The following is a 22,367-nucleotide window of genomic DNA, read 5'->3' on the forward strand; positions in this document are numbered from 1 at the left end:
GGGAAAATTGTGCTATAATACCAGTAGAACCATCATTAGAAAGAAGGAGTATCTATGAAAAAAGGTGTATCCGTTATTCTTGCCGCTGCGATTTTGTTGACCGTGGTATTTTGCGCAGTGCCGGCAGCGGCAGCGCAGACCATTGCGGAAGAAGTGGCACAGTACAGCTACAAAATTACACCGTTGTTACAGCCGTTTAATCAGTATTTCTTTGTCAAAACCGATAACCCCGATCCAGACTCGTTTCAGTTTATCGACCAAACGACCGTTTACGGCACTGAGGGGTCCATATCGTTTTGTGATTATGCATTTGCAGATATTCACTATGACAATCCCGAAACGCTGCGCGTTAACGGCGGATATATTTTCAGATCCGACAACATGGTTGACGGCGGCGAAATGATGCTGCAGGCAGGAGACAAAGAGTACGACTACTATTATAGCCGAATATGGGAAAATACCGGCAAGACATTTACACTGCCGCGGCTGGAGGGTATTGCAGACTATCTGGTTGAAACCTATGCTGCCGGCGACAGCTTTTTTGACAAGATGGACGCAGTGCAAGACGGCTTTTCTTCCATTAGCTTGTACAGCGGTTCCTATTTGCGCGGTACGCTCGAAAGGACCAATGACTACTGGATGGCGGCAGCAGTCGGTCATATTGACCAAGGTCTGCATATTTTCAGCCCTTATAAGAGGAAGGATTCCAAGACGCTGTTTGCGACGGTTATTTATCCCTTCCTCTACGATTCTTTTGGCTTTCCCCTCATGATGATAAAAGTGTCCGAAAAGCTCGACAGCACATCGACCTATCAATGGAATGAAAACTACCACTACCTTGTTGATTTTACCTGTGACGGTGTTACCAAAAGCTACGGTGGAACCGGTAGAGGCAAAGGGCAGGGAATCGACGAGGAAAATATTGAGTATATCACATTCGGTGAAAACGGCACGAGTTTTACGTTGGACAGCGCCCGTGACCGATTGCAACGGTATGCCAAGCTATCCGTTGAAGACGACATTCCTCGTGACGACGAATTGACATGGAAGCAAATGGCCGACACCGTCGGCGAGGGCGCATGGGTGCGCGTGGCAGGCAGTGCCAGTTTTGTGGACGGCAAGCGTGACACTTCGAAACCCGTATATACCTACCTATACTCCAAGGGCAGTGGAACGGAATTTTTCGCTGAAACCTTCGAGCTCGGCAACTGCGTGTATTGGGGCGGCGATTTGGGCTATACCAAGGATATTTGGGCAGACGGAAGATACGTCGACAAATGGAAAAAGTTTGTTCCCGGCGAAACCTTTGAAAATCACCCTACCTCCGACATTTTGTTTACCGAAATCACCGTTCCGCAAATTGAATATGAGCACCGGTACGAATACAGTTACAAAATCGGTAAATTCGAAAGAAAGACCATTGTCAAAAGCATTACCGAAAAACCGCAGTGCGCAAGATTTAACTACGACAGTGATACACAGCGTTGGATTATTGATAATGACTTTGTTGCTTCCGGCTGCGCCGACTATAAGAAGACAGCGGAGTTGGTGAAGCAGGGACTGGTGGCACAGCAATATTTGGATAAAATGACGCTGACAAAGGAGCAGGTGGCGGCAATGCATGTCGACAAAAATACCAATGTTTTGCCGCCGTCCGGCTATGTGTTCGACGGCACACTGCCCTGCGGTACACCGTTTCATAACTTGGCAGGCGATGTGAACAGCGACGGAACGGTTGACGTCAGCGACGCGACCGTTATTCAGCTTTATATTGCGGAGCTGCTCGGAGAGAGTACCTTTATTCAAGAGGCGGCAGATGTGAACGGCGACGGGATAATCGCTATCGACGACGCAACACATTTGCAGCAGTACGTTGCGGAATTGATTCCAGCTTTATAAATATGTTTTTGTGAGAGCGGCTCTGTGGAGCCGCTCTTTTTTGCAAATAATTCCGTCTTTTTTGTCAGTCCAAAGTCAACAAGAGCCTGCGCGAGAAACGCGGTAAAATTCTAGCGCTCATCGACAGGCTCAAAAAATACAAGGGAGCAGTCTGCCTGTTTTTAGAAAAGCTCGGTGTTCCGTTCGACAACAATCAAGCCGAGCGCGATATCCGCAACATCAAAACAAAGGCCAAGGTTTGCGGCTGCTTCAGAAGCAGAACCGGCGCAGAGGAATACATGGGCTTAATGTCGTTCATCAGCACCGCCCGCAAAAACGGGTTTGATTCTTATCACGCGGTTAAGAAGGCTTTATCGGGTTTAACCAATCAGGTTTTTGAGTTGGGGTGCTGAGTAGTTACAGTTGTTTTTTAATTGTAGAAATCAGAATTTAGCTTTACACGATAGAGTTTTTACTTCAAGCTTGAAAACAGCAACTGAACTCAACATCGCTTTCGAAAACTCATAATTCTTCTTGCCTGTAAGCTGCAACATAAGATAATTTAAACCTTTTGCACATTCCTCTTCATTATTCACTATAGAAAGAATTCCGTTACCTATAACGCTTTGATATTGAGCTGAACAATCGCAGGCAGTTTCTGAAATTATGAGTTTATATTCTCCGTCAATTTCAAATCCAACGGATGGATTTGATTTAGCAAGTTCATATTTTCTTCCTGCCTTTGCTCCGTGAAAATAAAAAGTATATGCTCCATTTGAACATGTGTATCCGTAATTCACAGGGACAATATATACTTCGCCATTATCAATTAAACCTATTCTGATTATTTGGTGTTTTGAAATAAAGTCCTCTATAGAGCTTTTGTCAGTAATCTCTCTATCTTTTCTTCTCATTATTTCCTCCGAAAATTCCGATTTGTGCTTGAATCATTATATCAGATAATTCAGAGGCTGTCCATGAAATTTTGAGATTTCATTATAGGCGGATAAACCGTGAACTCCGAGCTGCCCTGCCAATGCACGTCGGGATGGTGAAGAAACTTTTCGCCTCTGCCCGTAAACGCGGCGACCTCGTGTTCGTTGGCGATAAAGACCTCGCCTTCGCCATAGAGGTAGGTATCGACCTTGGCTTTGACGGATTTGCTGTTGAGGTTGTCCGACATGAATTTCTGATAGATCGTCCAGTCCTCCAAATCGTAATGATCCTTGGGTGAGCCTGAGCAGAGAAGTGTGGCGGCGCTGCCGTTGTCGGCGGTCAGCGTCACCTTTGAAAACATCACGCTCATGTCATTTCCTCCATAGAAAAGCCCTCGTCGCCGGTCGGGATGATGAACCGGTTATTGTCCAAATAATCCACCTCATCGCTGTTGAGAAAATCCTCACCGCGCTTTTCAAATTCCGCGATATCATCCTCATCAGCGTTTTCGCTTTCGCCCTCGCCGTAAATGTAGTGCTCAACATCTACGGTGACGCTCTCCGCGTCGGGATTATCCTCGATGAAATCACAGTAACCGTCGGTTTCGGTGATCTGTTCCTCGGTGTCAGGCATTCCCGGGCAAAGATATTCGTCAGTAGAGCCGTTATCGGCGGTCAGGCTTACTCTTGAAAACAGCTTGCTCACGCTACATTCCTCCCATCGTCATCGAGCTGCTCTCATCCTCGAGCTTGTCCATAATTGAATCAAGCCCGTCCTCTACATCGCAGAAAATGAAGCCGCCGTTTACAAATTGACCGCTTTTTTCATCAGCCATATGTGCGCCGAATTCTGCAAAGTCGAAATAATCGCACAGTTCATCGCTGATTTCATACTCGTCGTAATAATCGCTTTCCACGAAGAACCTTCCGACACCCTCATAGTCGCCGTAGCTGATATCATTCAGCCATTCAAACTCGTCAAGGTGATTGATCAGCGTGATGATGTTCTTTGAGGATTTAACGTCCGTCATCTCCATCGCGGCATCGAGCTTTTCGGTATCTATGTCATAGGTGTTAAGCTCATACGCAAGTTCGTTCAGAGCGTCAATGCCCTCGTTGTCGAGTATTTCCTCAAATCGGACGGAGAAACGACTGAAATTGGGATTTCCGTATTCACTGGACAAATCGCAGTCGTCAATGGATTCCGCGCCGAGCCTGCGTACTGCCTTGTCTATGGCAAGCTGCGATTCAGGCAGGAACAAGCTCTCGTATCTGCCCTTGTACTCCACATCGACATTGACGATGAACGATTGGTAAGCAAAGCCCGGAAAGATTTTGCCGTCATAGGCTTCCTCGATCGGCTTATCCTCAACAAACAGCAATCCGCGCTCGGTAAAGATTCCGCGTCCTGATGCGAGAAGCTTTCTGCCTATTTCGGCGTACTTTGCATCATATCGTGAATCTGCCGGTACGCACCCCTCGGTGTTGAGCGTGTAATCTCTGCCGACCTTTGTCATATCGCCGACGTTCTTGATGAGCGTGAATTTGTCGAGGTTATAGGTTAGGTTGATCATATCCTTCAGGCTTTGAGCGTTTTCATGCTCGGTTGCAGCAAAGAACTGTTCAATCTCTTCTTCGGTAAAGGAATCAAGCCGCCTTGCGAGGAAGTTCAGCTCGTCGAGATTAACAGTCTGCGCATTCAAAGCCGACAGCTCCAACGGATAATGAACGTCCTCGACAAAGAACAGTTGGGTGGTGTCCGTCGGCATTTCCGAATTTTCGAGAATGACGTTAAGCATTTCGTCGCTGACGGGGAAATCGATATTCACAGAGTTCCCGTTATAGCTGATGTGTGCTGAAATATACAATGTTTTTCATCTCCTATCTGGAAATCCCCGAACCATCGCTGATTCGGGGATTCTGATTATTATTTATCCGTATACTACATAGATTTGACCGCCGCTTGCGACGACGTTGAACATAATATCTGACGGCTCCGCGCCCATTCCGGCATAGTAGTACGGGACGTAATCGACGTCGCCGTAGCAAGCCGCCGTCGCCGCGTCGGTATCGGTGTAACCGCTGATATCCGTCGGCGGGAACCATCCCGAGTTGCCGATGCCAAGAGAGCCGTTGTAAACCATACCGAGACTCTGTCCGTAACCGATTAGGTTGCTGACTACCTGATTATAGTCGAGGTATTTCCTTTCCGTCGGCGGCTCTGCTGGTTCTTCTTCAGGCTCGGGAGCTTTAGTAGGAGTAGGCTTTGGCTTCGGTGCTTCCGTTGCTTTGGGCTGAGTCGCTTGAGTAGGCTTCGGAGCGGGTTTGCTCTGCGGCTTTTCGGTAGTTCTCTGGCTGCTGCTCAGACTGCTTCCGCTCTGTTTCGGAGTGTTTTCACCCGAACCTCCTGAGCTTTGGTTCACTGAGCTTTCGCTGTTCTGCATACTCCCGTCGTTCTCCGAAACGCCGCCCTGTTGGCGCGACATTTGCCCAACGTCGGCTTTTTCCGCCGTGGTCGGGTACATGCCCGAAGGCTCCTGAAAAGCCGACACAGGCGATTTCTCGGCGTTTTCCGTTTTGGCTGTTTCGGTGCCGAAAACATCAGTATTTATGCGGCTTTTCGCTTCATCCGCCGTCGCGGAATACGTTGGTTTTTGTTGGATGGGATTCGCTTTTTCTGCCTGTGAACAGGCGCATATGCTGCTCGCTGCCATTAAGATGGCTATGATGATCGCTAACTTTTTCATACAGTCAGCCTCCTTTCAACGAGCAGTATATACACGGTGCTTTTGAAAGTCCAGACAAAATCGGATACTTTTTTACATACTCGGCGCAAAACCCATACTGTCGCCCTCATCCTCGTCGAACGGCAAATCATCGTCCACATCCATCTCGGTGAAGCCGTTGCTTTCGCTTTGCTGAAGTGCCTGATTGTACGCTTCAAGAACCTTTGTGTTGATGGCTTCGCGTGTTTCTTTGGTGACTGCGTGAGCAATCTCGCTATACTGCGTATTGCCGTTGCTGTCTGTGTATGAGCGCGTCGGCATAGACACGAACACACCCTTACGCGAATCAATCACACGCAATCCGTGAATCGCCACGGCTCCGGCGATATTCACACTGGCGTAGGCGCGCGTGTTGCCGTCGCTGTTCAAAAGCTTGTCGATTTTTGCACTGATATGCGGCGTACTTGGTTTCCGCTGCTGCTGATTCTGATTGTTCCTCTGATAATTCTTTCTGTTTGTTTGTGCCATGATAAACACTCTCCCTTTCAAAATCCATAAAGTGTGAACCCGACGTCAGCCTGCGTTTCCTCGTCGCTGATATCCTCGGGTTCCGCGTATTTTTCCATGTATCTGCTGACCTCATCATCTGTCAGCGATCTGAAATTCTCGCCCGCGTCGCCGCAGATGAAGAAGGGTCCGGCGAGGACTCCGCCGCCGTCAAGATGACGGTTGCCCTGCATTCCTCTGAGCTTGCTTTCTTCATTCCCGACAAGCACACAGCCGTCGTCCATGAAAATCGGTTCAATGAGACCGTCACAGACGGCGCGCTGCATACCTTCAAGCGTGTTTCGGATTTCCGCTTCATACGGTACCTTGCCGGGTTCGACGTAAAGCACCCGCATAAGGTCATCGGGCTTCTGTGTCTTCGATTCATCAAAATCAATTTTCTCAAATCCGCTGCTGTCACAGAAATAAGCTCCTTGATCTGTGACAACTACGTCGGATACAGAAAGCGAGTCACCTCTATGGAGCGGATGCCTCTCAATATTAAATTTTGTATAAATTTCTTCAAGATCGCCGGTGCCAAGCTCGGCGTTAAACACCTCGTCATATAACGAGGAGTCAACGCCGTTACCCTGCATAAGCTTTGTCGTTTCGGCAAGATTTGAAAACCTGAAGTGTGCCTTGTCCCGGTTGCTGTTGATTTGATAGATTTTCACTCTCACGATGGACTCGCCTCCATTCCTGTGTTGCAATCCTCAATAACCAGCTTCTCTCTGATTTCATTGAGCTTATCAAGCGCCCAATCCGGTAAAGCCGCGTCATTGGCTACGCCGTAAAAATCATGGCGGCGGAAGGACGTAAACTCGTCGTCCTTCAAAAAGAAGCCGAACACCCGCGCACCGATCTTTTTCGGATCGCATCCGAAGCCGTCGGTTGCGTAGAACAGCTGAAAGTCGGGCTGTCTGTATTCGTTCTTCAATACTGTGGGCTTAAGAATGAGCACCTGATTCTCATAGTTGGTTTCGTCAGTGACTGCGGCTTTGTCGAACAGACCCAGTTCGTTCCATGCGGCTCTGAGCTGATTGGCAAAAACATTCACCAAGCCGGGATGTGCAGTCACACAGAAGTGCCAGTTCTGATCACTGCTCAGAACGTCAAAACCTTCAGCCCATTTCTTGTTTTCTTTGGAATATCTTCCGTCCTGAATGCCTTCCCTGATTGTGTTTGCGATAACCCAATTCACGCGGTCAAAACCGTATTTGTCGATCATCGACTGAACACAGTTGTCAAGGCGGTTGTCATGATAATGGCTGTTGATGGCGTCGGTAATGTCGTTAGCGCACTTGCAGTTTTCGCGGTGGCTCTCGCGCCACTGTTCCACCTCGTCAAACTCGTTGGCATTCTGAAGTGTATAGCGGTAAAGATGCTTATACTCAGGCATTTTCCGAACTTCCTTTCTGACCTCCTGCAACCTGCATCGACAGATGAACGAGCGCCGCCGCTTTCTGCTCGGGCGAAAGTTTGTTGAGGAAATCGAGGAGGGTTTCCTTCTTTTCCTCGATCGGCGTTCTCGCATTGCAGACACAGAGACTCTCGCGAGTGATGAGAATTCTGTCGTCGTCCAATTCCTCAAAAGATAAAATATCGCCGTGCTGCAAATCAAGGCTTTCCCTGATTGCATAGGGGATGGTGATTTTTCCGTCCTTTCCCAAAAATCTGAAAATAATATCGCCTGCCATAGTATCCTCCTTCCTTATACTGCCTTTTCATGGGCGCAGTCGATGATTCGAAACGGACAATTCACGCAGTCTTCGTCGCATTCGAAGCTCTCAATGTCCTCCGGCTGCAGCTTATGAATAACGACCTTTCCGTCTTCTGCGTAGATTTCGACAGCATCGGTTGGGGTGATTCCCGCCTCAATAAGCGCCTCAACGGGCAATGTGATAAAAACATGGGGCTGTGCTGTTACTGAAATAATTTTCATTAAACTTTACCTCGGCTCCTAACTGTTGAAGTAATCTGTCGGCGTCGATATCGGAGCGAATACCATCAAGCCAGCGAGTGTCAAAATTGGTCGGAAGATGATGTGCAAGATATTCCTTGAAGAAATCATCAGAGTTCTCTGCGTCGAGTGAAAACTCATAGTCGTACAAGCTCCTGAAGGCGGCAATGGCGCTGTCCAGCGTGGTAACATGCCTTCTTTCCATTACGGCTTTGAACATCGTCCGTTCCTCTGCGGAAAGGGTCAGATAATTCAAAGCAAGCTCGTTGAGCTTATCGATATCACCCATACTTTGAAGCATAAATCCTTCAATCTGAGGAATGCTGCTTTTGAAATCATAAAAGACACAGTCCTCAATCTGCGACGCGCCAAGCTGTTTTGCCAAGGCGTTCATTTCATCCTTGCTCTCCGGCAAATGAAGCCACTGCGCTGATTTTAGCACTTCGTCAGGGTCGGTCTCGGGTGCTTTGGCTACAAGCAGACTGAAAACAGCGCTGTCCGACGGGGATTCAGGCAGAACATGGGTGCCGTCATACAAATTATCCGGTTCATGGTACCTTGTAGGTACATAGTATTTGCCATAAAATACACCGTCGTCGCGTTCTCTGAATTCCTTTCCAATGGATTTGTAATCAAGATAGGACAAGGCGGCGTCCGGAACGTTCTCGAAGCGTTCGTCAAAATCATTCTCAACGACGAATCTGCCCAGCTCATAATCCGTTCCGATATTTACTGCCAGGGGTATCATATTCAGTCCAAACGTCATATTGATAACCGAACCGACCTGAATTTGCTCGTCCTCCTTCATTCCTCTTGTGCGGGCATAATACAGAGCCTCAAATTTGATCTCATCTTCCTCAGACAAACTGTCAAGGCGCTTCGCCAAATAGTTCAGCATATGAATATCGTCTGCGGTGACCGACAGATGAGAAGGATCGAAAAGTATTGCTTCCTCAATGTCAATATATTTTTTGGAGGACTCGTTTTGAAACCGCGCTTTGCTGAGAGCGTCTTCGATCTGCAGCTCTGTCGCGGGCAAATCCAATGTTGCACGGTAGAACTCGTGCTTTCTCGGCTTTTCAGCCGAAAGCTCTATTGTCATCTGTGTACTCAATTAACATCACCTCACATACTCATTGAGAAGCCTTCGCCCTCATCTTCGGCTTCTACATCTTCCGAAAAATCTTTATCCACGTTCTCGTCATGCATGAGAGAATCCGCTTCATAAAGCGTTTTTCCCCGATAGGATATCTCGGTGATATCTTCGGGAGTGAACTCGCTGTATCTGCCGAAACGCTCGTAAAAGCAGTCCCTGTCTTTAGGCGACATATCCCATGCGCTGTATCTGCTATCCAAGTAACGGCTCAGCCTGTCCGCGTTATACTTAAAGCTATACTGCTCGCCGCCCTTGATAACGGTAACATTAACGGTTTTAGCACCGCTGTTTTTGACAGCGTCCATTATGGCACGCTGCTTATTCAAAAGATTGTTCGGGTTCATTTCGATTGAACGGAGTTTTTCACGGAGAATCTCGTTTTTACGCAGCTCAAGCAGGATATCATCCTGATGGGTCTGCCAATATCCTGTCGCGGCTTCTTCGACAGTCGCGTCGTGATACTTCAAATACCGCAGCATTAAGGCTGTGCTGCTCCGATCCAAATAATAACCGCATTGAAATCTGACGTCGTCAGCCGAATCCCCGCCGAGATACATCCTTGTCACGATAGAATCAGCATAGTTGCGCCTGAAATCGTCAAGGCGGTTATCGTACTGCGCGTCCTCAAAAAACGGGCTGCGCAGATGATCAACGTCGTCGCCGACAACCCCCTCAATAAAGGATCGGACGTCATCGGTAAATCCCTGCTTAATACCTTGCATGGATTTTGTGGAATCCATTTCGTTAAGCTTACCTTTGATGGGATATTTGATGTCATAAAGCTGTCCGTCAAGTTTGTTATAGATGCCGCAGTAAACCATATTTGTGTTGACTGTCAGCGGTTCGCCGTTGTAGCTATTCTGATGAAACAAAAAGTCAAAATCATCATCGTATGGCACACGGATGATGGTGTCCGCATAGTCGCCGTTTCTTATAACGGCGGGCTTCGTGATATCATCCTGAAGCCATTTGATGAGTTCACTGTAGTCTTTCACGGTTCTCACCTCACAATCTGATATTTCTCATTGACCGCACTGATTCTCTCGCCGATAGCGGCGATAACAGGGACAGTGACTGAATTTCCTGCCATTTTATAAAGCCGGGCATCGGATAAGCCCATCACCTGTGCCTTGTAGAATTGCTCGTCGGTAAACCCTTGAAGCCGCCAGCACTCAATCGGCATAAGAGTTCGTATCCTGCCCTCATGCACCACGCCGTGCCTGTCAGTGGCGGTGATGGTAAACATCGGCTCGTCGGGTTCCTTGACGCGCCTGCCGTTCTGACGGACGGTTTCCTTTTGCGGCGAGATGATCGCCCTCGGCTTGTCCTCGATCAGAACACCGGAATTGACGCCTTTGTGGTTTGTCACTCCGGCGTTGTGCCGTGCGATAATGGTTCTCGCTTCGTCGGTGATCTTCGGATCGGGATTCAGGTCGATGAAGTACAGACCTGTTTTTCCGCCCTGACCGCCGGAACCGGCACACTGTGTACAGGCTATGCCGTCGGGATCGTAGACGCGCTGTCCTTGGCTGCCGCCGATAATCTGCCTGAGATTTTTCGCATCGCGGCTTTCGAGAGGAAATATTTCTCCGGCACATCGTTCATCAAGATATCCGACAATGTACAGCCGTTTTCGCTGCTGGGGAACGTAATATCTGCTGTCAAGCACACACCATTCAAAACAATACCCCATTTCAACAAGCGCGGAAAAGATGGTTTCAAGTGTCCTGCCTGCGTCATGCGATAACAGTCCGACAACGTTTTCCAAAAGAAAAAATGCAGGCCGTTTCGCCTTAAGCAATCGGGCAACTTCAAAGAAGAGAGTGCCTCTGGTATCCTCGAAGCCAAGCCGCTTTCCCGCCACGCTGAAGCTCTGACAAGGAAATCCCGCGCAGACAAGGTCGAAGTCGGGTATGTTATCGGGGTTGATTTTTCTTGCGTCGTCACAGTAATATTCACCTCTCGTCTCAAAAATTGCATTGTATGCTGTGTTCGGGTAAGGGTCGATCTCGCAGTGGCCGATGCATTCAAAGCCGCCGACGGCTTCCAAGCCACTGCGAAAACCGCCGATTCCCGAAAACATATCAAAAAACCGGATTGCCATACGGCATCCGACCTAAGTAAAAATGTCCTCCTTTACATACTCATTTCATAGCCTTCGTCCTCAGATTCATCGTCGGTGAAGTCCTCGTCGTCGGACTCTTCATCGTCAAACTCGGAATCTTCTTCGTCGTATTCATCCTCGTCGGAATTGCCCTCAAAATCGTCCACAGCGCCGTTTTCGCTGTAGTCAGGTTCTTCTTCGTCCTGCTCGCTTTCGCGCTCAAATTCGCCGTTCTCGCCCTCACGAACGCTCTGTTCGCGGTCGAGTTCACGCTCGATGAGACCAAGCAGGAACTGCTTCTGTGTCATGTTGTTGCGCTGCAGGTAGTCCTTGATACGCTGAAACATTTCCTCGGGCACCTGAAATGCAACGGTTCTTGTGTTTGCCATGTTATTTCCTTCTTTCTCTGTAATTTTGGGGTGAAGCTCGTTGTCCAGGGCAAGGGCAACGAACTCAGACATTGTCATACCGTGCTCACGGATATACGCGCTGACTTCAGCGTGAAGCCCTGCGTCAACCTTCACGGTAATGCCTTTCTTAGCGCCGTCAGGCATTTTTGCTCATCCTCTCTAAATGATTTTTGATTGCCGAATTCACAACTTCCTCTACTGAAAGTCCGGTTTCGGCGGCATATTCCAATAGCGGCTCGACGAGCTGAGTCGGAATCTCAATGACAGTGTTTTCCATAGTAACCTCACATCTGCATGGTCGGAGCTTCACTTTCATCAACGCTCTGTTCCTCCGCGATTTCTTCGGCGGTGAGAGTGCGGAAGGTATCCTCGCCGGGAACAATACCTAAGCTCCTTCCGTTATCGAAATCGCAGTGAACAGTACCGATGTCGTCAACTGCCACTACTGTTCCTCTGGTGTTCGGTGCGATTGGATTCGGGTCGTTCCCCATATGAAGGAGCATAATTCTCGTTCCGGCGGGGTATCTGTCTTTAATCATCTGTGCCCGTCTGCGCAGGCGATCCCATTCTGTCATTTTGTTACCTCCGTTTGTTGCCGAATCCTCTTTCTTTTTCTGCGCCAATAGTAGATTTTTACAATCACAACAGCAATTACGACGAATCCGGCAATCACGATTTGTAGCTGACTGCTATAATAGTTACTTTCGGTAAGCTGCGAAATAGTCGCCGCGGAATCATGGGTGGCAACTGCAAAGGAATCACGTTCAGCATGAATCAGCAGACGATGGCTGTTAATGCCATAGGGTGTGCAGGTCACAAGCGTCAGCAGATCCTTGCCCTGAACAACTTCCAGCTTGCTTGAATCATCGGGTTCAACCACATCCTTATCCGTAACCGTGTATTTCATGGTTCGGTTGAGAACGTAAATATAGATTTCGTCACCGTTTTCCAACTCGTCGATGTCGTCAAAGAATTTCTGCGTCGGATAACCTCTGTGTGCTGAAATACAGGCGTGGGTGTTTTCGCCGCCTATCGGAAAAGAAGTATGCTCTAAATGAGCCGCACCCTTTGTGAGCACATCATCGCTCTCACCGTGATAAATCGGAAGACGAACGTGAATGGATGGGATTTCCACATATCCCATAACGCCGCCGTCAAAATCAAGAATCTCATCATAGTGAGAAAGGATCGAAACCATTTGGTTATCAGTACTGACGTCGGTTGCCAGTGCCTCGTTGTATTTTTCTGCTACAGAAAAATAATCGTCTAAATCTTCCTGTGAAACAGAATCCACGTTATTGTTGTAATCGTCGATCCGGCTCTTGTTGCACTGCTCGTTGATGGCATTGCTGATCGCGGGATAAAGAAAACAAACCGCGCTGAAAAGTATCAGAACGGCGGTCAGAATAATAAAAAGAGGTTTCAGTTTTTTCATAGTTGATCACAGTTGGGGCGGCTTGCGCCGCCCCTGAGTCATTGGTTGATTATTTGCTGTTCTTCTTGCTTCTCTTGATGATGACAAGCATCACGCCGCCGAGGACGAGCGAAGCCGCGCCCGCGATGTAGAGGTACATCACATAACCGCCGGTCTGAGGTACGATCAGCTTGGTATCGGTGACAGTCACGGACGCGGTGCCGTTTGTCGGCGCGTTCTGCACCCATGTACCGTTGCTGATGGCGGTGCGGTAGGTCGCGGTGATGGTGACGGGAATGACCTTGCCGTAGACGTTGTAGCCCGAAGGCGCCTGCGTCTCAACAATGTAATAGGTGCCGCTCTGGAGCTTGACTTCCTCGCCTGCGGAATTGAGGAAGGTTACCTTGCCGTTGGAATCCGAGGTACCGGAGCCGATCGCGCTCTGGTTATTCTGCGCGTTGGCGCTTGTCTTGTAGATGCTGAACTTCGCGCCGCTCAGAGCTGTGCCGTTCTCGTTCTTTTTCATGACATTAACGCCGTAGGTGTAAACGTACACGGTGTTGCCGGGGACGCTCGCGACGGATGAGGCGTTGCCGTAGGTCAGATTAACGTCCTCATTGGGGTTGCCCGTCGTGCCTACAACAGCGTACTTGTTAAGAACCGCGGAATAGGTGACGATCACATAGCTGACATTGGAAGCATAGAAATCGCTCTTTGCGAGATAGGTCTTGGTCAGCGCGATATTGAACTCGGTATCCTTGCCGTCGCCCTCGGAGGTGACGTTAAGCTTGTAGTCGGTGTCCTTGGTAAGATCGGCGATCTTTGTCTTGCTGCTGTCTGCGAGGTAAACCTTGACGGAATCCTTGTTGAAGGTCAGACCCTTAGTCATCTTATCCTTGACGGTGTACTGCTCAAGCTTGTTCGAGGTCGAACCGGCGGTGGTGTTGTACAGCGCGAATTCAACGGTATCGCCGAGGGAAACGTCGGTGAAATTTACATTGCTCTTGGTGGAGTTAGTTATTTCCTTCTGCGTAGTGGGCGTATCGTCGGCTACCTTGTTAGCGAGGTTGATCGCGGAAAGCGTGTAGACCCATGAGTTGTTCTGGAAGTAGGGCAGCGCGAACACGGAGTTTGTTACGGATTTCACGCCCGCGGGATACTTGGTGCATTTCACATAGTAGATACCCTGTGCCAGATTTGAAAAGGTCTTGGTGGTTGTCGATGTTGTGCTTGTGAAGGTACCGCAGGATACCGCACCTGCCGGCATCGCAGTATTGATAGGTGAGAGCGAATCGAGCTTGGCAAGGATATTCTTGCTGTTGCCGGCCTTTACTTCACTTGAAATACTGTCGAAGAGCGGTGAATACGAGGTTTCGTTGGTGGAACCTGATGTGGTCTTGAGATCAGCGACTCTGAACACCTCAAAGGTGTAGCCCGGCTTTGAGCAGTTTACGGTGAACGAAACCTTCTTTGTTTCGTCCAAGACCGTCGCTGCGGATGCGAACGGAATCGCCGTGATAATGATGGTGAGAATCATAAAAATAACTGATGTTGATTTGATTAAATACTTTTTCATAATGCAAAATTCCTCCTAAATGTGCCGGTGGGCACTCTCTCCCGCCTATTGAAGCGTTTATTTCTATCTGAAAACGTCATCAACGGCGGGGTTCTTTGTTTTGTTTTTCTTTACAAATGCAAAAAGCACCCTTTGTGGGTGCATTCTGACTGATAGTGTTTTTCTTTTTTCTGTAGTAAGTTAATACCGCTAAAGCGGCAATAAGTGATATGATGCCCGAACCGCAAAGAGCAAGCCGCCCTCGTGAACCGGTGTTGGGCATAACGATGTTGTTATCCTTGACAGAGATTGTTCTGTTCAGCGTCTGAGAACCGTCGGGAGCAATGGTGAGCGAAATCTTTTTGCCGTAGCTCATTTTTCCGCTCGGCGCCATCGTTTCAACGAGGTAGTAACTTCCTAACGGTAAACTCATTGCGGTAAGCGTTACGTTCACAGTTGAAAGGGTTGTATATGATCCGTTCTCTGTGTAGGAGTACATTCCTTCGGAAACCCGGTAGAATTTCACCTCAGTATCATCCGATCTGTAAATCTTCCACTGAGCGCCGACAAGGGTCTTACCATCGCCGTCGTACTTCCTGATTTCAACCTGACCGGTCTTTTTTCGGTTGATCATCCTGACCGTCTGCACATCGGGGGTGTCCCGAACAGTGAATGATACGTCGTTGCTCAAAACGTATTCCGTCAGGGTTTTTACTTCATGCAGCCTATACTTCTGCCCGATTTCAAGCTGTCCTGTAATCTCGTAGGGATTACCGTCGGTTGTCCATGTCGGGATAACAATGTTACCATTGGTGTCAAGGATTTGAAGCTGTACGCCTTTGAGCGGATCGCCTTTCTGATCGACCTTGATTACTTGTATCCTGGTCGGTGTCTTTTTATCGCTGACCGCCAGCTCGTAAACGATCTCATTTTCTTCCTGTGCCTGAATCATCACGGGATAGATCTTATCGGACAGTTCATAACCGGTTGGTGCTTCAATTTCTTTGACGTAATACTGCTCACCGCAAGGGTATTTTTCTGCAGTAACCGCCTCACCGTTACTGTCGGTTTCCGGAAACTGATACATCAGATTCAGACATTTCTCATCAGAAAACAAACCGTAGGTCGCTCCGGCTACCGGATTGCTGCCGCCTTCTTCAGTTTTCCTGATTTTGATTTTGCCCTCACATTTGTTGTCCACCTTGATGGTAACAGCCTGATAACCACTTTCTGTCGCCTTTTTATACGCGTCGGCGGATATCTCGAACTCTACGGGTTCGGGTTTGATAAACCTGTCGGGAATTGCGTAACCGCCGCCTGTCTGTTTCAAGCCAAGCTCTGTCAGCGTGTATTTGCCCTCCGGCAGTGTCAGATAATAGTGTCCGCTTGAACTGCGCTTTTGATATCCCGTACAATAGGTTCCGCGGTCTGTAACACGGGCTGTGTATTGCTCATTGGTCTCCCGGTTCACTATTCTGAAATAGTAATTGACCGTCGCACTGCCGTCATCGGTAGTTTTGAGGATCTCCAAAGGTATGCTGAAGATATTGGTGTAATAGAAATCAAAGACTTTCGGGGTATCATTGGTTCCCGACGTTGTCTGGAATAAGTACGAACGCGTAGATAACAACGGTTCATAAAAATCCGGCATAACGCAGGGCGATGAGCTGTCAGCTTTTCGACCGATTTCTGTTACCTCATAATAGTCGGTAGGCACAAGCTCGTACACGTTGCTGTAATCGAAGTGCTGCATAACATAATCGGAAACAGTCTGCGTCAAACCTGCTTCATCTGTGGGGCCGAGTGTAAATGAACGGACGTGGTAATTGCTGTAGAACGCAGAGGTGGCGGAAACGTCAACTCTGAAATACCATCCTTTGAGGTTTTCGGCAGTTGAAGCAATGCCGTCAATTACATCAACCGTTGATGTGTCATACTCGTTTTGTGTACCGATAACCTTTCGGATACGAAAATCCGAATTGAGCTTTCCGTTCTGCGACACAGATACCCGTACATTGAAATATGCCGTGGGAGCACTGACGGTTCCTCCTGATACAACATCCTGATATGACGATGAGTATGCTATTAACTTTGCCTCGTTTGTTGTGGGGACGCCGGTTTTCAGCGCACTCAGCATTTCAGTTGTTCCCGTCGTATTGAGTTTGGCGGCTGACGGCGTGAGCGTCACCTTGTTGCCGTTCACCTTAACGGTGACTGTGGCATTGCCGACGTTAATGGTTCTGTTGTTGAAGCCTGTAAACTGCGACATTACGCTGTTGCTGTCCGTCAGCGTCAGCGGCGCATAGTTCCAAACTCTTTTGACGTTATTGTATTTGGCTGTGAGCGTGTATGTCGGCGCGTTTGATGACTCTTTTCCGGCAAATGACGGAACGGTCTGCGCTGAAGACATTGCGCTCTCAATGCGGTGATAGGCTTCGGCAATATTTCCGTTATATCCGTCGGCACAGTACATGGACAGGTATCCGTTACCTTCCAGAGAAAACGGAGCCGTCGAGCTTCGTTCTCCGTTTACGATTTCCCAGATAAGCGAGCAGTTATAAAAGGCGTTTTCGGGTATCTGCGCGGCGTCCGTGACGGTGACCTCCCGTATCGTCTCGGGCACATAGCAGAAATACCGGCAGTCGGTCGAGTCGGTGTACTGACAGATACTGCCGGCGGGGGCGCTGCTCCAGTGCGCGTACGTGCAGCCGAAGATATAGCCGAATACCGCGGTATGTCCTGCTGCTGTTCTGCTGTTCCCGATAAACGGCAGCGTCGCCTGTGTCGGGTTCGTTCCCTGGAACGCGCCTTCGCCGATCTCTGTCACGCTGTCCGGCACGGTGATACCGGTGATATTGCCGCAGCCGCTGAACGCGTTCTCCGCGACCGCCGTAACGGGCAGCCCGCCGATCGTTTCGGGAATCCTGAGGTCGGTCAGCGATTCGTCGCCGGGTCCCGTGACCGTGACCTGACCGTCGGTTACAACATAGGTCACACCCGATGCGGCGTCCGTTTCCCCGTCAGACGGGGCGTTTCCGGCAACGGCTGCCGTCTGTTACGTTTCCGTTTGTGCCGCAGCCTCCGTTCCGGCTGCAAACGCGCTGACGGGCAACGCCGCTGTCAGCAGCGCCGCCGACAAAAGATAAGCGGTTAGTTTTCTGAACATCAAACGCTCCTCCTTTTAGTGAGAGTTGTTTATATTTTTAATAATATGTTATCTTTTATTGTACCATATGTCTCGATTTCAAACAATCCAAATTTTCGGTTTGCATTTTGTCAACATTGCACACCTCGATGCCGCCGCATAACGTCTGTCCGTTTGTCCTGCGGAATGCGGATGACGGCGGCGCTTTGAAGGATATCCCCAAAATCTTCTTGCACAGTGAGTATTTTTGTGATATTATGAATACAGCAAACAGGATCTGCTTCCTGACACGAGCCGCCGCGGCGGTGCGCGGTCGCGGAGGCGTCCGATGATAACGCAAGGAGAATCAGATGCTATGAAAAGAAAACGGAACAAAATCATTGCTGTGATGATCAGTACAGTCCTCGCTGTTCAGTGCTTTTTCAGCATCCCGCTTTCTGCGGGTGCGCTGGAAACCGACAGCGCGGAAACAACGGCGCTTCAGGCGTCCGGGGAAGTGGGATCGACTCCCGACGAGGCGGCAGGGTATCCGCAGCTCACTCTCGGAGAGACCATTGCCGTTCGGGTGGATACTCCCGGAGAAAAGGTGATGTATCAGCTGACCCCGGAAAAGGATATGCGCGTTCGGCTTTTGGCAGCCAATGCGGGAAACGCGGGTTCGCGGTATTTCTTTCGAGAGCCCGGCAGGGGCGGACACGGCAGCGGAATCAGCAGAGGAGAGTTTTCACCGGAGTTCTTTGACCTGACTGCCGGCAGCACCTATTTATTTGAGTTCACTTTGTATGATGGTACCGCTGTCGGCGGCTTTAACGTACGGCTCGATGACTGCGACACCTTTCCCGAAATGGTGCCGGGAGAAGAGCTGAGCGTGAATATCGAAAATGCAGGCATGCCCCGGACGTTCCGCTTTACGCCTGCGGAGGATATGTGTATCGGTATCGAAGCGGTTGACGCGAAAGCTTACGGCTCAACTTTTCAGCTCTCTACCCGCCGCGGCATTGTCAGCTGCAGCAGCTCGGAATCGTTTCACAAACAAACGGAGATCGTGATGGCGGGAGAAACCTGTTACTGTGATTTCGGTCTCATGGATCAATCCGCCACCGGTATGTATCATGTCAGATTTACATTTGAGGCTCCCGTTGTAACAAGCGGTGTTTTCAAGTATATGATCCGGGATGACGCCACCGCCGAGATCATTGAATACCTCGGAAAGGACAGCGTCGTCACCATACCTGCGGAGCTGGGCGGAAAGCCCGTGACGTCGCTAGAAAAGGAATCCTTCGAGGGTGCGGACGCTGTTGAAATCGTGATTCCCGAAAGCGTCACGAAAATAGGAGATAAGGCGTTCAGAAATTGTTCCAAGCTGGAGAAATTAACGATTCCGGAAAAAGCATCCGAAATCGGCTGCTGGGTTTTCTCCGGCTGCAGCAGTCTCGGTACGCTGACGGTTTTGTGCCCGAAGATAACCGCGTCTGAAATGGAGGATTCCGGAATCACCGAACTGAATGAGGAAACGCTGAGAAATTTGTGCATAAAAGGAATCCGTTATTCCGCCGTGGGAAAATTTGCGGAGGATAACGATATCCGGTTTGAAGCAGTCAGGGAGCTGCCGTTCGGCTTTGATTATTACGCGTACAGCAACGGCAATGTCGTGATCTCCGATTTCTACGGAGGCGGCGAGGTGCTGGAATTTCCTTCGGAAATCGACGGACATGCGATATCCGAGATCCCTGCGGGTCTGTTTTCACGGAGCTATATGCGCTATTCGCATCCGGAAATAAAAAAGCTGATCATTCCCGACGGCATTTCGAAAATCGGAAGCGGTGCTTTTGAGAACTGCGAGAGCCTTGAAAGCGTTGAAATCCCCGAAAGTGTGAGGGAAATAGGCGAAGATGCTTTCGCAGGCACCAAATGGCTGCAGAACCATCCGGAGGGAGTCGTATATATCAATCGCATCGCGTGCGGCATTAACGGCAAATGCCCCAAAAATGTGGTGATCGAACCCGGTACGAAAATAATCATTCCGAACCTGTTCTGTGAGTGCAGCACTCTGGAAAGCATTCGTATTCCCGACAGCGTGACGGAGATCGGTCAAGGCGCGTTTCGCGGCTGCACCGCCCTGAAGGAGGTTGTTCTGTCTGCCGGTGCATCCAATATCGGTTATTGGGCGTTCATGGACTGCACGGAGCTTGAAACGGTTGATATCCCGGACGGTGTGACACAAATACGGAACGGCGCTTTTGAAGGGTGCTCCAAGCTGGAAAACATCACCTTCCCGGCAAGCCTGAAGAGAGTGGGCTATGGCGCTTTCAACGGGACAAAATGGTTTGAAAACCAGCCCGACGGACTTGTCTATATCAATCAAATTCTCTACAGGCTGAAGGGTGAGTGCCCGAAGGAGCTGGAAATCAGACCCGGGATCACCTCGCTGAACAGCCACATATTCAGCGGCTGTGAAGCGCTCGAAACGGTTTCGCTGCCCGAAGGCCTCGAGAGTATCGGAGAAGGCGCGTTTTACGGCTGCACCAATCTCTCGGAAATCCATGTTCCCGAAAGCGTCACCGAGATAGGCGGCTATGCCTTTAAGGATACAAAGTGGATGGAGAATCAGCCTGACGGCATCGTATATATCAACAAAACAGCCATTGCCTTCAAAGGAGAGTGCCCCGAAAGCCTGACCGTGAAGGACGGGACGGAAACGATAAACGACGGTGTGTTTGTCAATAAGAAGGAGCTGAAGGAAATAATCCTTCCCGAAGGCTTGAAAAAAATCGGAAGCACAGCCTTTTGGGGCTGCGGAAATCTGAGCGACATCCGCTTCCCCGACAGCCTGAACAACATCGGCTCAGAGGCGCTGATGGCTACACGATGGTATGAAGAGCAGCCTGACGGACCGGTGTACGCGGGAAATGTATTGTACGGGTACAAAGGAGAATGCCCCGCTGCGGTGGATATCAAGGACGGAACCACCGGAATCAGCGCAGCCTTTTTCATGAACGGCAGGCTCCGTGAAATATCCATTCCCGATTCGGTCGAGGTTATCGGAATGAATGCTTTTACGGGCACCGGTCTTGGCTCCGTCAGCCTTCCCGCAGGTCTGAAGGAAATCTGCAGTTTGGCATTTTGGGATACGAAAGAAACAGAGGTGATCGTTCCGCGGAGCGTCGAAAAAATCGGAGAATACGCGTTAGGCTTTGCGGGCGAGGAGTTGCCGGTCAGAAAATCGAACTATAAGATTTACGGCTTCAAGGGAACCGCCGCCGAACAATATGCAAAGGACTACGGATTTGAGTTTGCCGCGCTTGACCGTGAAAACGAACAAACCTATACCGACGCGAAAACGAATATCTCGGTGACGGGTGACCGCGGTCTCGCTCTCACTGTCACCCCGAAAGAAAGCGGAGGTATGGGAGATATCAGCCCTGCCGCCGGTGAACAGATAGCGAAAATGTTTGATATTCAGCTGACACGGGACGGCGAACCGCTGCAAGCGGCTGATGTGATGACGGTGAAAATCCCCTGCGATAATCCAAACGCGAAGGTCTATCGCATTGGGGCGGACAGCAGTCCGGAAAAGATGAGCGCAGTGTACGAGAACGGATTCCTGTGCTTTGACACCGCTTCTTTGGGTGTGTATATGGTCACCGTTCCGGAGGAGCTTCTGATCGGCGATGTGAACAGCGACGGCGTTATCGATATCAACGACGCCACCACGATCCAGCAGAACCTCGCCGACCTGCTGATCTTAACTCCCGTGCAGGAAAAAGCCGCCGACGCGAACGGCGACGGCAAGGTGGATATCAACGACGTGACAATGATCCAGATGTATCTCGCGGATTTGGTTGACCATTTGGGATAATGCGGGAGATACTGCCGAACCGAAACGGTATCGCAGAGACAGGCAGCCGCCGATAATGAGCTGTGTCGCAAGATAGCACTGGTCGGAATTGATGGAGGTGTTTCCTTTAATATTGGAAAAGTTTCCCTCTCTGCCGAAACAGAGCGCCGTATTGATTGCCTGCTGCTGATTACCCGAGAGACTCGCCCAAACGCCGGTTGAGGTACTCGGCGTCAGATCCGAGTAAGCATTCAGAGCTTCGCCCGGCTGAATACAGTAGGCTCTCGAGCTGTTGATGAATATCATCAGGGCGGCTTCACCGACATACTGCCGTGCCATAGCGCGTCTGACGTATATCTGATTGCCGCCTGTGTCATAGCAGCCTTCAAAACTCGGAGTGTAGGATGCGCCAACCGAGTCATCGTTGATATGCCGGGCGTATTCAGATTTCGAGATGTAACCGCCGTAGGAAATAAGCTCGCCGAGTTCGTCATTGGAGATATATTCTCCGTAGCAATCGAGGTTGACGTCATTGCCGCCGCCTATTTCCGCTGCTTTGACTGCTGTTCCGAAATCCGAACAAGCTGCCAGCATTATGACGGTCAGTGCAAGCAAAACGGCGATTATCCTTTTTACTTGTTTCAATTTCTCTCTCCTTTCCTTTAGGATTAATTGGTTGGTGTAGTTGCCGGGTCTGTCA

At 49.6% G+C, this 22,367-nt stretch carries 23 protein-coding genes; 3 read left to right on the top strand and 20 right to left on the bottom strand.

From position 1 onward, the window contains the following. Nucleotides 1-54: 54 nt before the first annotated feature. Both AB1I49_RS09475 and AB1I49_RS09480 read left to right on the top strand, forming a co-directional pair. Nucleotides 55-1,899: a dockerin type I repeat-containing protein gene (locus tag AB1I49_RS09475; RefSeq protein ID WP_407720832.1), complete on the top strand. Its 1,845-nt coding sequence runs from the start codon at nucleotides 55-57 to the stop codon at nucleotides 1,897-1,899. A 107-nt stretch (nucleotides 1,900-2,006) separates the two neighbouring features. Beyond that, nucleotides 2,007-2,291 carry an IS66 family transposase gene (locus AB1I49_RS09480; RefSeq protein WP_407721677.1) on the top strand — a complete coding sequence of 95 codons (285 nt, stop codon included), beginning with the start codon at nucleotides 2,007-2,009 and terminating at the stop codon, nucleotides 2,289-2,291. Nucleotides 2,292-2,321: 30 nt separating this feature from the next. Here AB1I49_RS09480 and AB1I49_RS09485 read toward each other — a convergent pair whose 3' ends face one another. From AB1I49_RS09485 to AB1I49_RS09575, 19 genes are all read right to left on the bottom strand, one after another. Beyond that, nucleotides 2,322-2,792: a pyridoxamine 5'-phosphate oxidase family protein gene (locus AB1I49_RS09485; protein WP_407720834.1), complete on the bottom strand. Its 471-nt coding sequence runs from the start codon at nucleotides 2,790-2,792 to the stop codon at nucleotides 2,322-2,324. Nucleotides 2,793-2,842: 50 nt separating this feature from the next. Further along, nucleotides 2,843-3,184 (bottom strand): hypothetical protein, encoded by a 342-nt coding sequence (locus tag AB1I49_RS09490; RefSeq protein ID WP_407720835.1) that lies wholly within the window; start codon nucleotides 3,182-3,184, stop codon nucleotides 2,843-2,845. Beyond that, nucleotides 3,181-3,519, bottom strand: a complete 339-nt coding sequence (locus tag AB1I49_RS09495) for a hypothetical protein (protein ID WP_407720836.1) — start codon at nucleotides 3,517-3,519, stop codon at nucleotides 3,181-3,183. The genes AB1I49_RS09490 and AB1I49_RS09495 overlap by 4 nt, the downstream gene beginning before the upstream one ends. Before the next feature lies 1 nt (nucleotide 3,520). Next, nucleotides 3,521-4,681, bottom strand: a complete 1,161-nt coding sequence (locus AB1I49_RS09500; protein WP_407720837.1) for a hypothetical protein — start codon at nucleotides 4,679-4,681, stop codon at nucleotides 3,521-3,523. Nucleotides 4,682-4,744: 63 nt separating this feature from the next. Further along, nucleotides 4,745-5,560 (bottom strand): hypothetical protein, encoded by an 816-nt coding sequence (locus AB1I49_RS09505; protein WP_407720838.1) that lies wholly within the window; start codon nucleotides 5,558-5,560, stop codon nucleotides 4,745-4,747. Nucleotides 5,561-5,632: 72 nt separating this feature from the next. After that, entirely contained in the window at nucleotides 5,633-6,067 is a 435-nt protein-coding gene (locus AB1I49_RS09510) for a septation protein SpoVG family protein (protein WP_316610038.1), read from the bottom strand. 17 nt (nucleotides 6,068-6,084) lie between these two features. Beyond that, entirely contained in the window at nucleotides 6,085-6,765 is a 681-nt protein-coding gene (locus AB1I49_RS09515; RefSeq protein WP_407720839.1) for a DUF3846 domain-containing protein, read from the bottom strand. Further along, on the bottom strand, nucleotides 6,762-7,484 hold the full coding sequence (locus AB1I49_RS09520) for a DUF3849 domain-containing protein (protein ID WP_407720840.1): 723 nt from the start codon (nucleotides 7,482-7,484) through the stop codon (nucleotides 6,762-6,764). The genes AB1I49_RS09515 and AB1I49_RS09520 overlap by 4 nt, the downstream gene beginning before the upstream one ends. Further along, the gene (locus AB1I49_RS09525) at nucleotides 7,477-7,782 is read right to left on the bottom strand and encodes an AbrB/MazE/SpoVT family DNA-binding domain-containing protein (protein WP_316620968.1); all 306 of its coding nucleotides are present in this window, start codon (nucleotides 7,780-7,782) and stop codon (nucleotides 7,477-7,479) included. Before AB1I49_RS09525 ends, AB1I49_RS09520 begins: the two co-directional genes overlap by 8 nt. A 14-nt stretch (nucleotides 7,783-7,796) precedes the next feature. After that, a complete protein-coding gene (locus AB1I49_RS09530) occupies nucleotides 7,797-8,027 on the bottom strand; it encodes an AbrB/MazE/SpoVT family DNA-binding domain-containing protein (protein WP_316620969.1) in 231 nt (76 codons plus the stop codon). After that, complete coding sequence (locus AB1I49_RS09535) at nucleotides 7,972-9,159, bottom strand: antirestriction protein ArdA (protein ID WP_407720841.1); 1,188 nt, start codon at nucleotides 9,157-9,159, stop codon at nucleotides 7,972-7,974. The genes AB1I49_RS09530 and AB1I49_RS09535 overlap by 56 nt, the downstream gene beginning before the upstream one ends. Before the next feature lie 11 nt (nucleotides 9,160-9,170). Beyond that, a complete protein-coding gene (locus tag AB1I49_RS09540) occupies nucleotides 9,171-10,196 on the bottom strand; it encodes a hypothetical protein (RefSeq protein ID WP_407720842.1) in 1,026 nt (341 codons plus the stop codon). Nucleotides 10,197-10,201: 5 nt separating this feature from the next. Then, nucleotides 10,202-11,305 carry a DNA (cytosine-5-)-methyltransferase gene (gene dcm / locus AB1I49_RS09545; protein ID WP_407720843.1) on the bottom strand — a complete coding sequence of 368 codons (1,104 nt, stop codon included), beginning with the start codon at nucleotides 11,303-11,305 and terminating at the stop codon, nucleotides 10,202-10,204. Between the two features lie 32 nt (nucleotides 11,306-11,337). Beyond that, on the bottom strand, nucleotides 11,338-11,859 hold the full coding sequence (locus AB1I49_RS09550) for a hypothetical protein (RefSeq protein WP_407720844.1): 522 nt from the start codon (nucleotides 11,857-11,859) through the stop codon (nucleotides 11,338-11,340). After that, nucleotides 11,852-11,992 (bottom strand): hypothetical protein, encoded by a 141-nt coding sequence (locus AB1I49_RS09555; RefSeq protein WP_316610026.1) that lies wholly within the window; start codon nucleotides 11,990-11,992, stop codon nucleotides 11,852-11,854. The genes AB1I49_RS09550 and AB1I49_RS09555 overlap by 8 nt, the downstream gene beginning before the upstream one ends. 7 nt (nucleotides 11,993-11,999) lie before the next feature. After that, nucleotides 12,000-12,290 (bottom strand): DUF4314 domain-containing protein, encoded by a 291-nt coding sequence (locus AB1I49_RS09560; protein WP_316610024.1) that lies wholly within the window; start codon nucleotides 12,288-12,290, stop codon nucleotides 12,000-12,002. After that, nucleotides 12,287-13,150 (bottom strand): class C sortase, encoded by an 864-nt coding sequence (locus tag AB1I49_RS09565; RefSeq protein WP_407720845.1) that lies wholly within the window; start codon nucleotides 13,148-13,150, stop codon nucleotides 12,287-12,289. Before AB1I49_RS09565 ends, AB1I49_RS09560 begins: the two co-directional genes overlap by 4 nt. A 49-nt stretch (nucleotides 13,151-13,199) precedes the next feature. Further along, the gene (locus AB1I49_RS09570; protein WP_407720846.1) at nucleotides 13,200-14,705 is read right to left on the bottom strand and encodes a SpaH/EbpB family LPXTG-anchored major pilin; all 1,506 of its coding nucleotides are present in this window, start codon (nucleotides 14,703-14,705) and stop codon (nucleotides 13,200-13,202) included. Nucleotides 14,706-14,784: 79 nt separating this feature from the next. Beyond that, complete coding sequence (locus tag AB1I49_RS09575; RefSeq protein ID WP_407720847.1) at nucleotides 14,785-17,679, bottom strand: SpaA isopeptide-forming pilin-related protein; 2,895 nt, start codon at nucleotides 17,677-17,679, stop codon at nucleotides 14,785-14,787. 505 nt (nucleotides 17,680-18,184) lie between these two features. On the opposite strand from AB1I49_RS09575, the gene AB1I49_RS09580 reads away from it, so the two are divergent. Next, the gene (locus AB1I49_RS09580) at nucleotides 18,185-21,688 is read left to right on the top strand and encodes a leucine-rich repeat protein (RefSeq protein WP_407720848.1); all 3,504 of its coding nucleotides are present in this window, start codon (nucleotides 18,185-18,187) and stop codon (nucleotides 21,686-21,688) included. Here AB1I49_RS09580 and AB1I49_RS09585 read toward each other — a convergent pair. Continuing rightward, on the bottom strand, nucleotides 21,575-22,312 hold the full coding sequence (locus AB1I49_RS09585; RefSeq protein ID WP_407720849.1) for a thioester domain-containing protein: 738 nt from the start codon (nucleotides 22,310-22,312) through the stop codon (nucleotides 21,575-21,577). The genes AB1I49_RS09580 and AB1I49_RS09585 overlap by 114 nt on opposite strands. Nucleotides 22,313-22,367 lie beyond the last annotated feature (55 nt).

This window comes from Ruminococcus sp. NATIVEDY160 (assembly GCF_045819885.1).
Taxonomy (GTDB): domain Bacteria; phylum Bacillota; class Clostridia; order Oscillospirales; family Acutalibacteraceae; genus Ruminococcoides.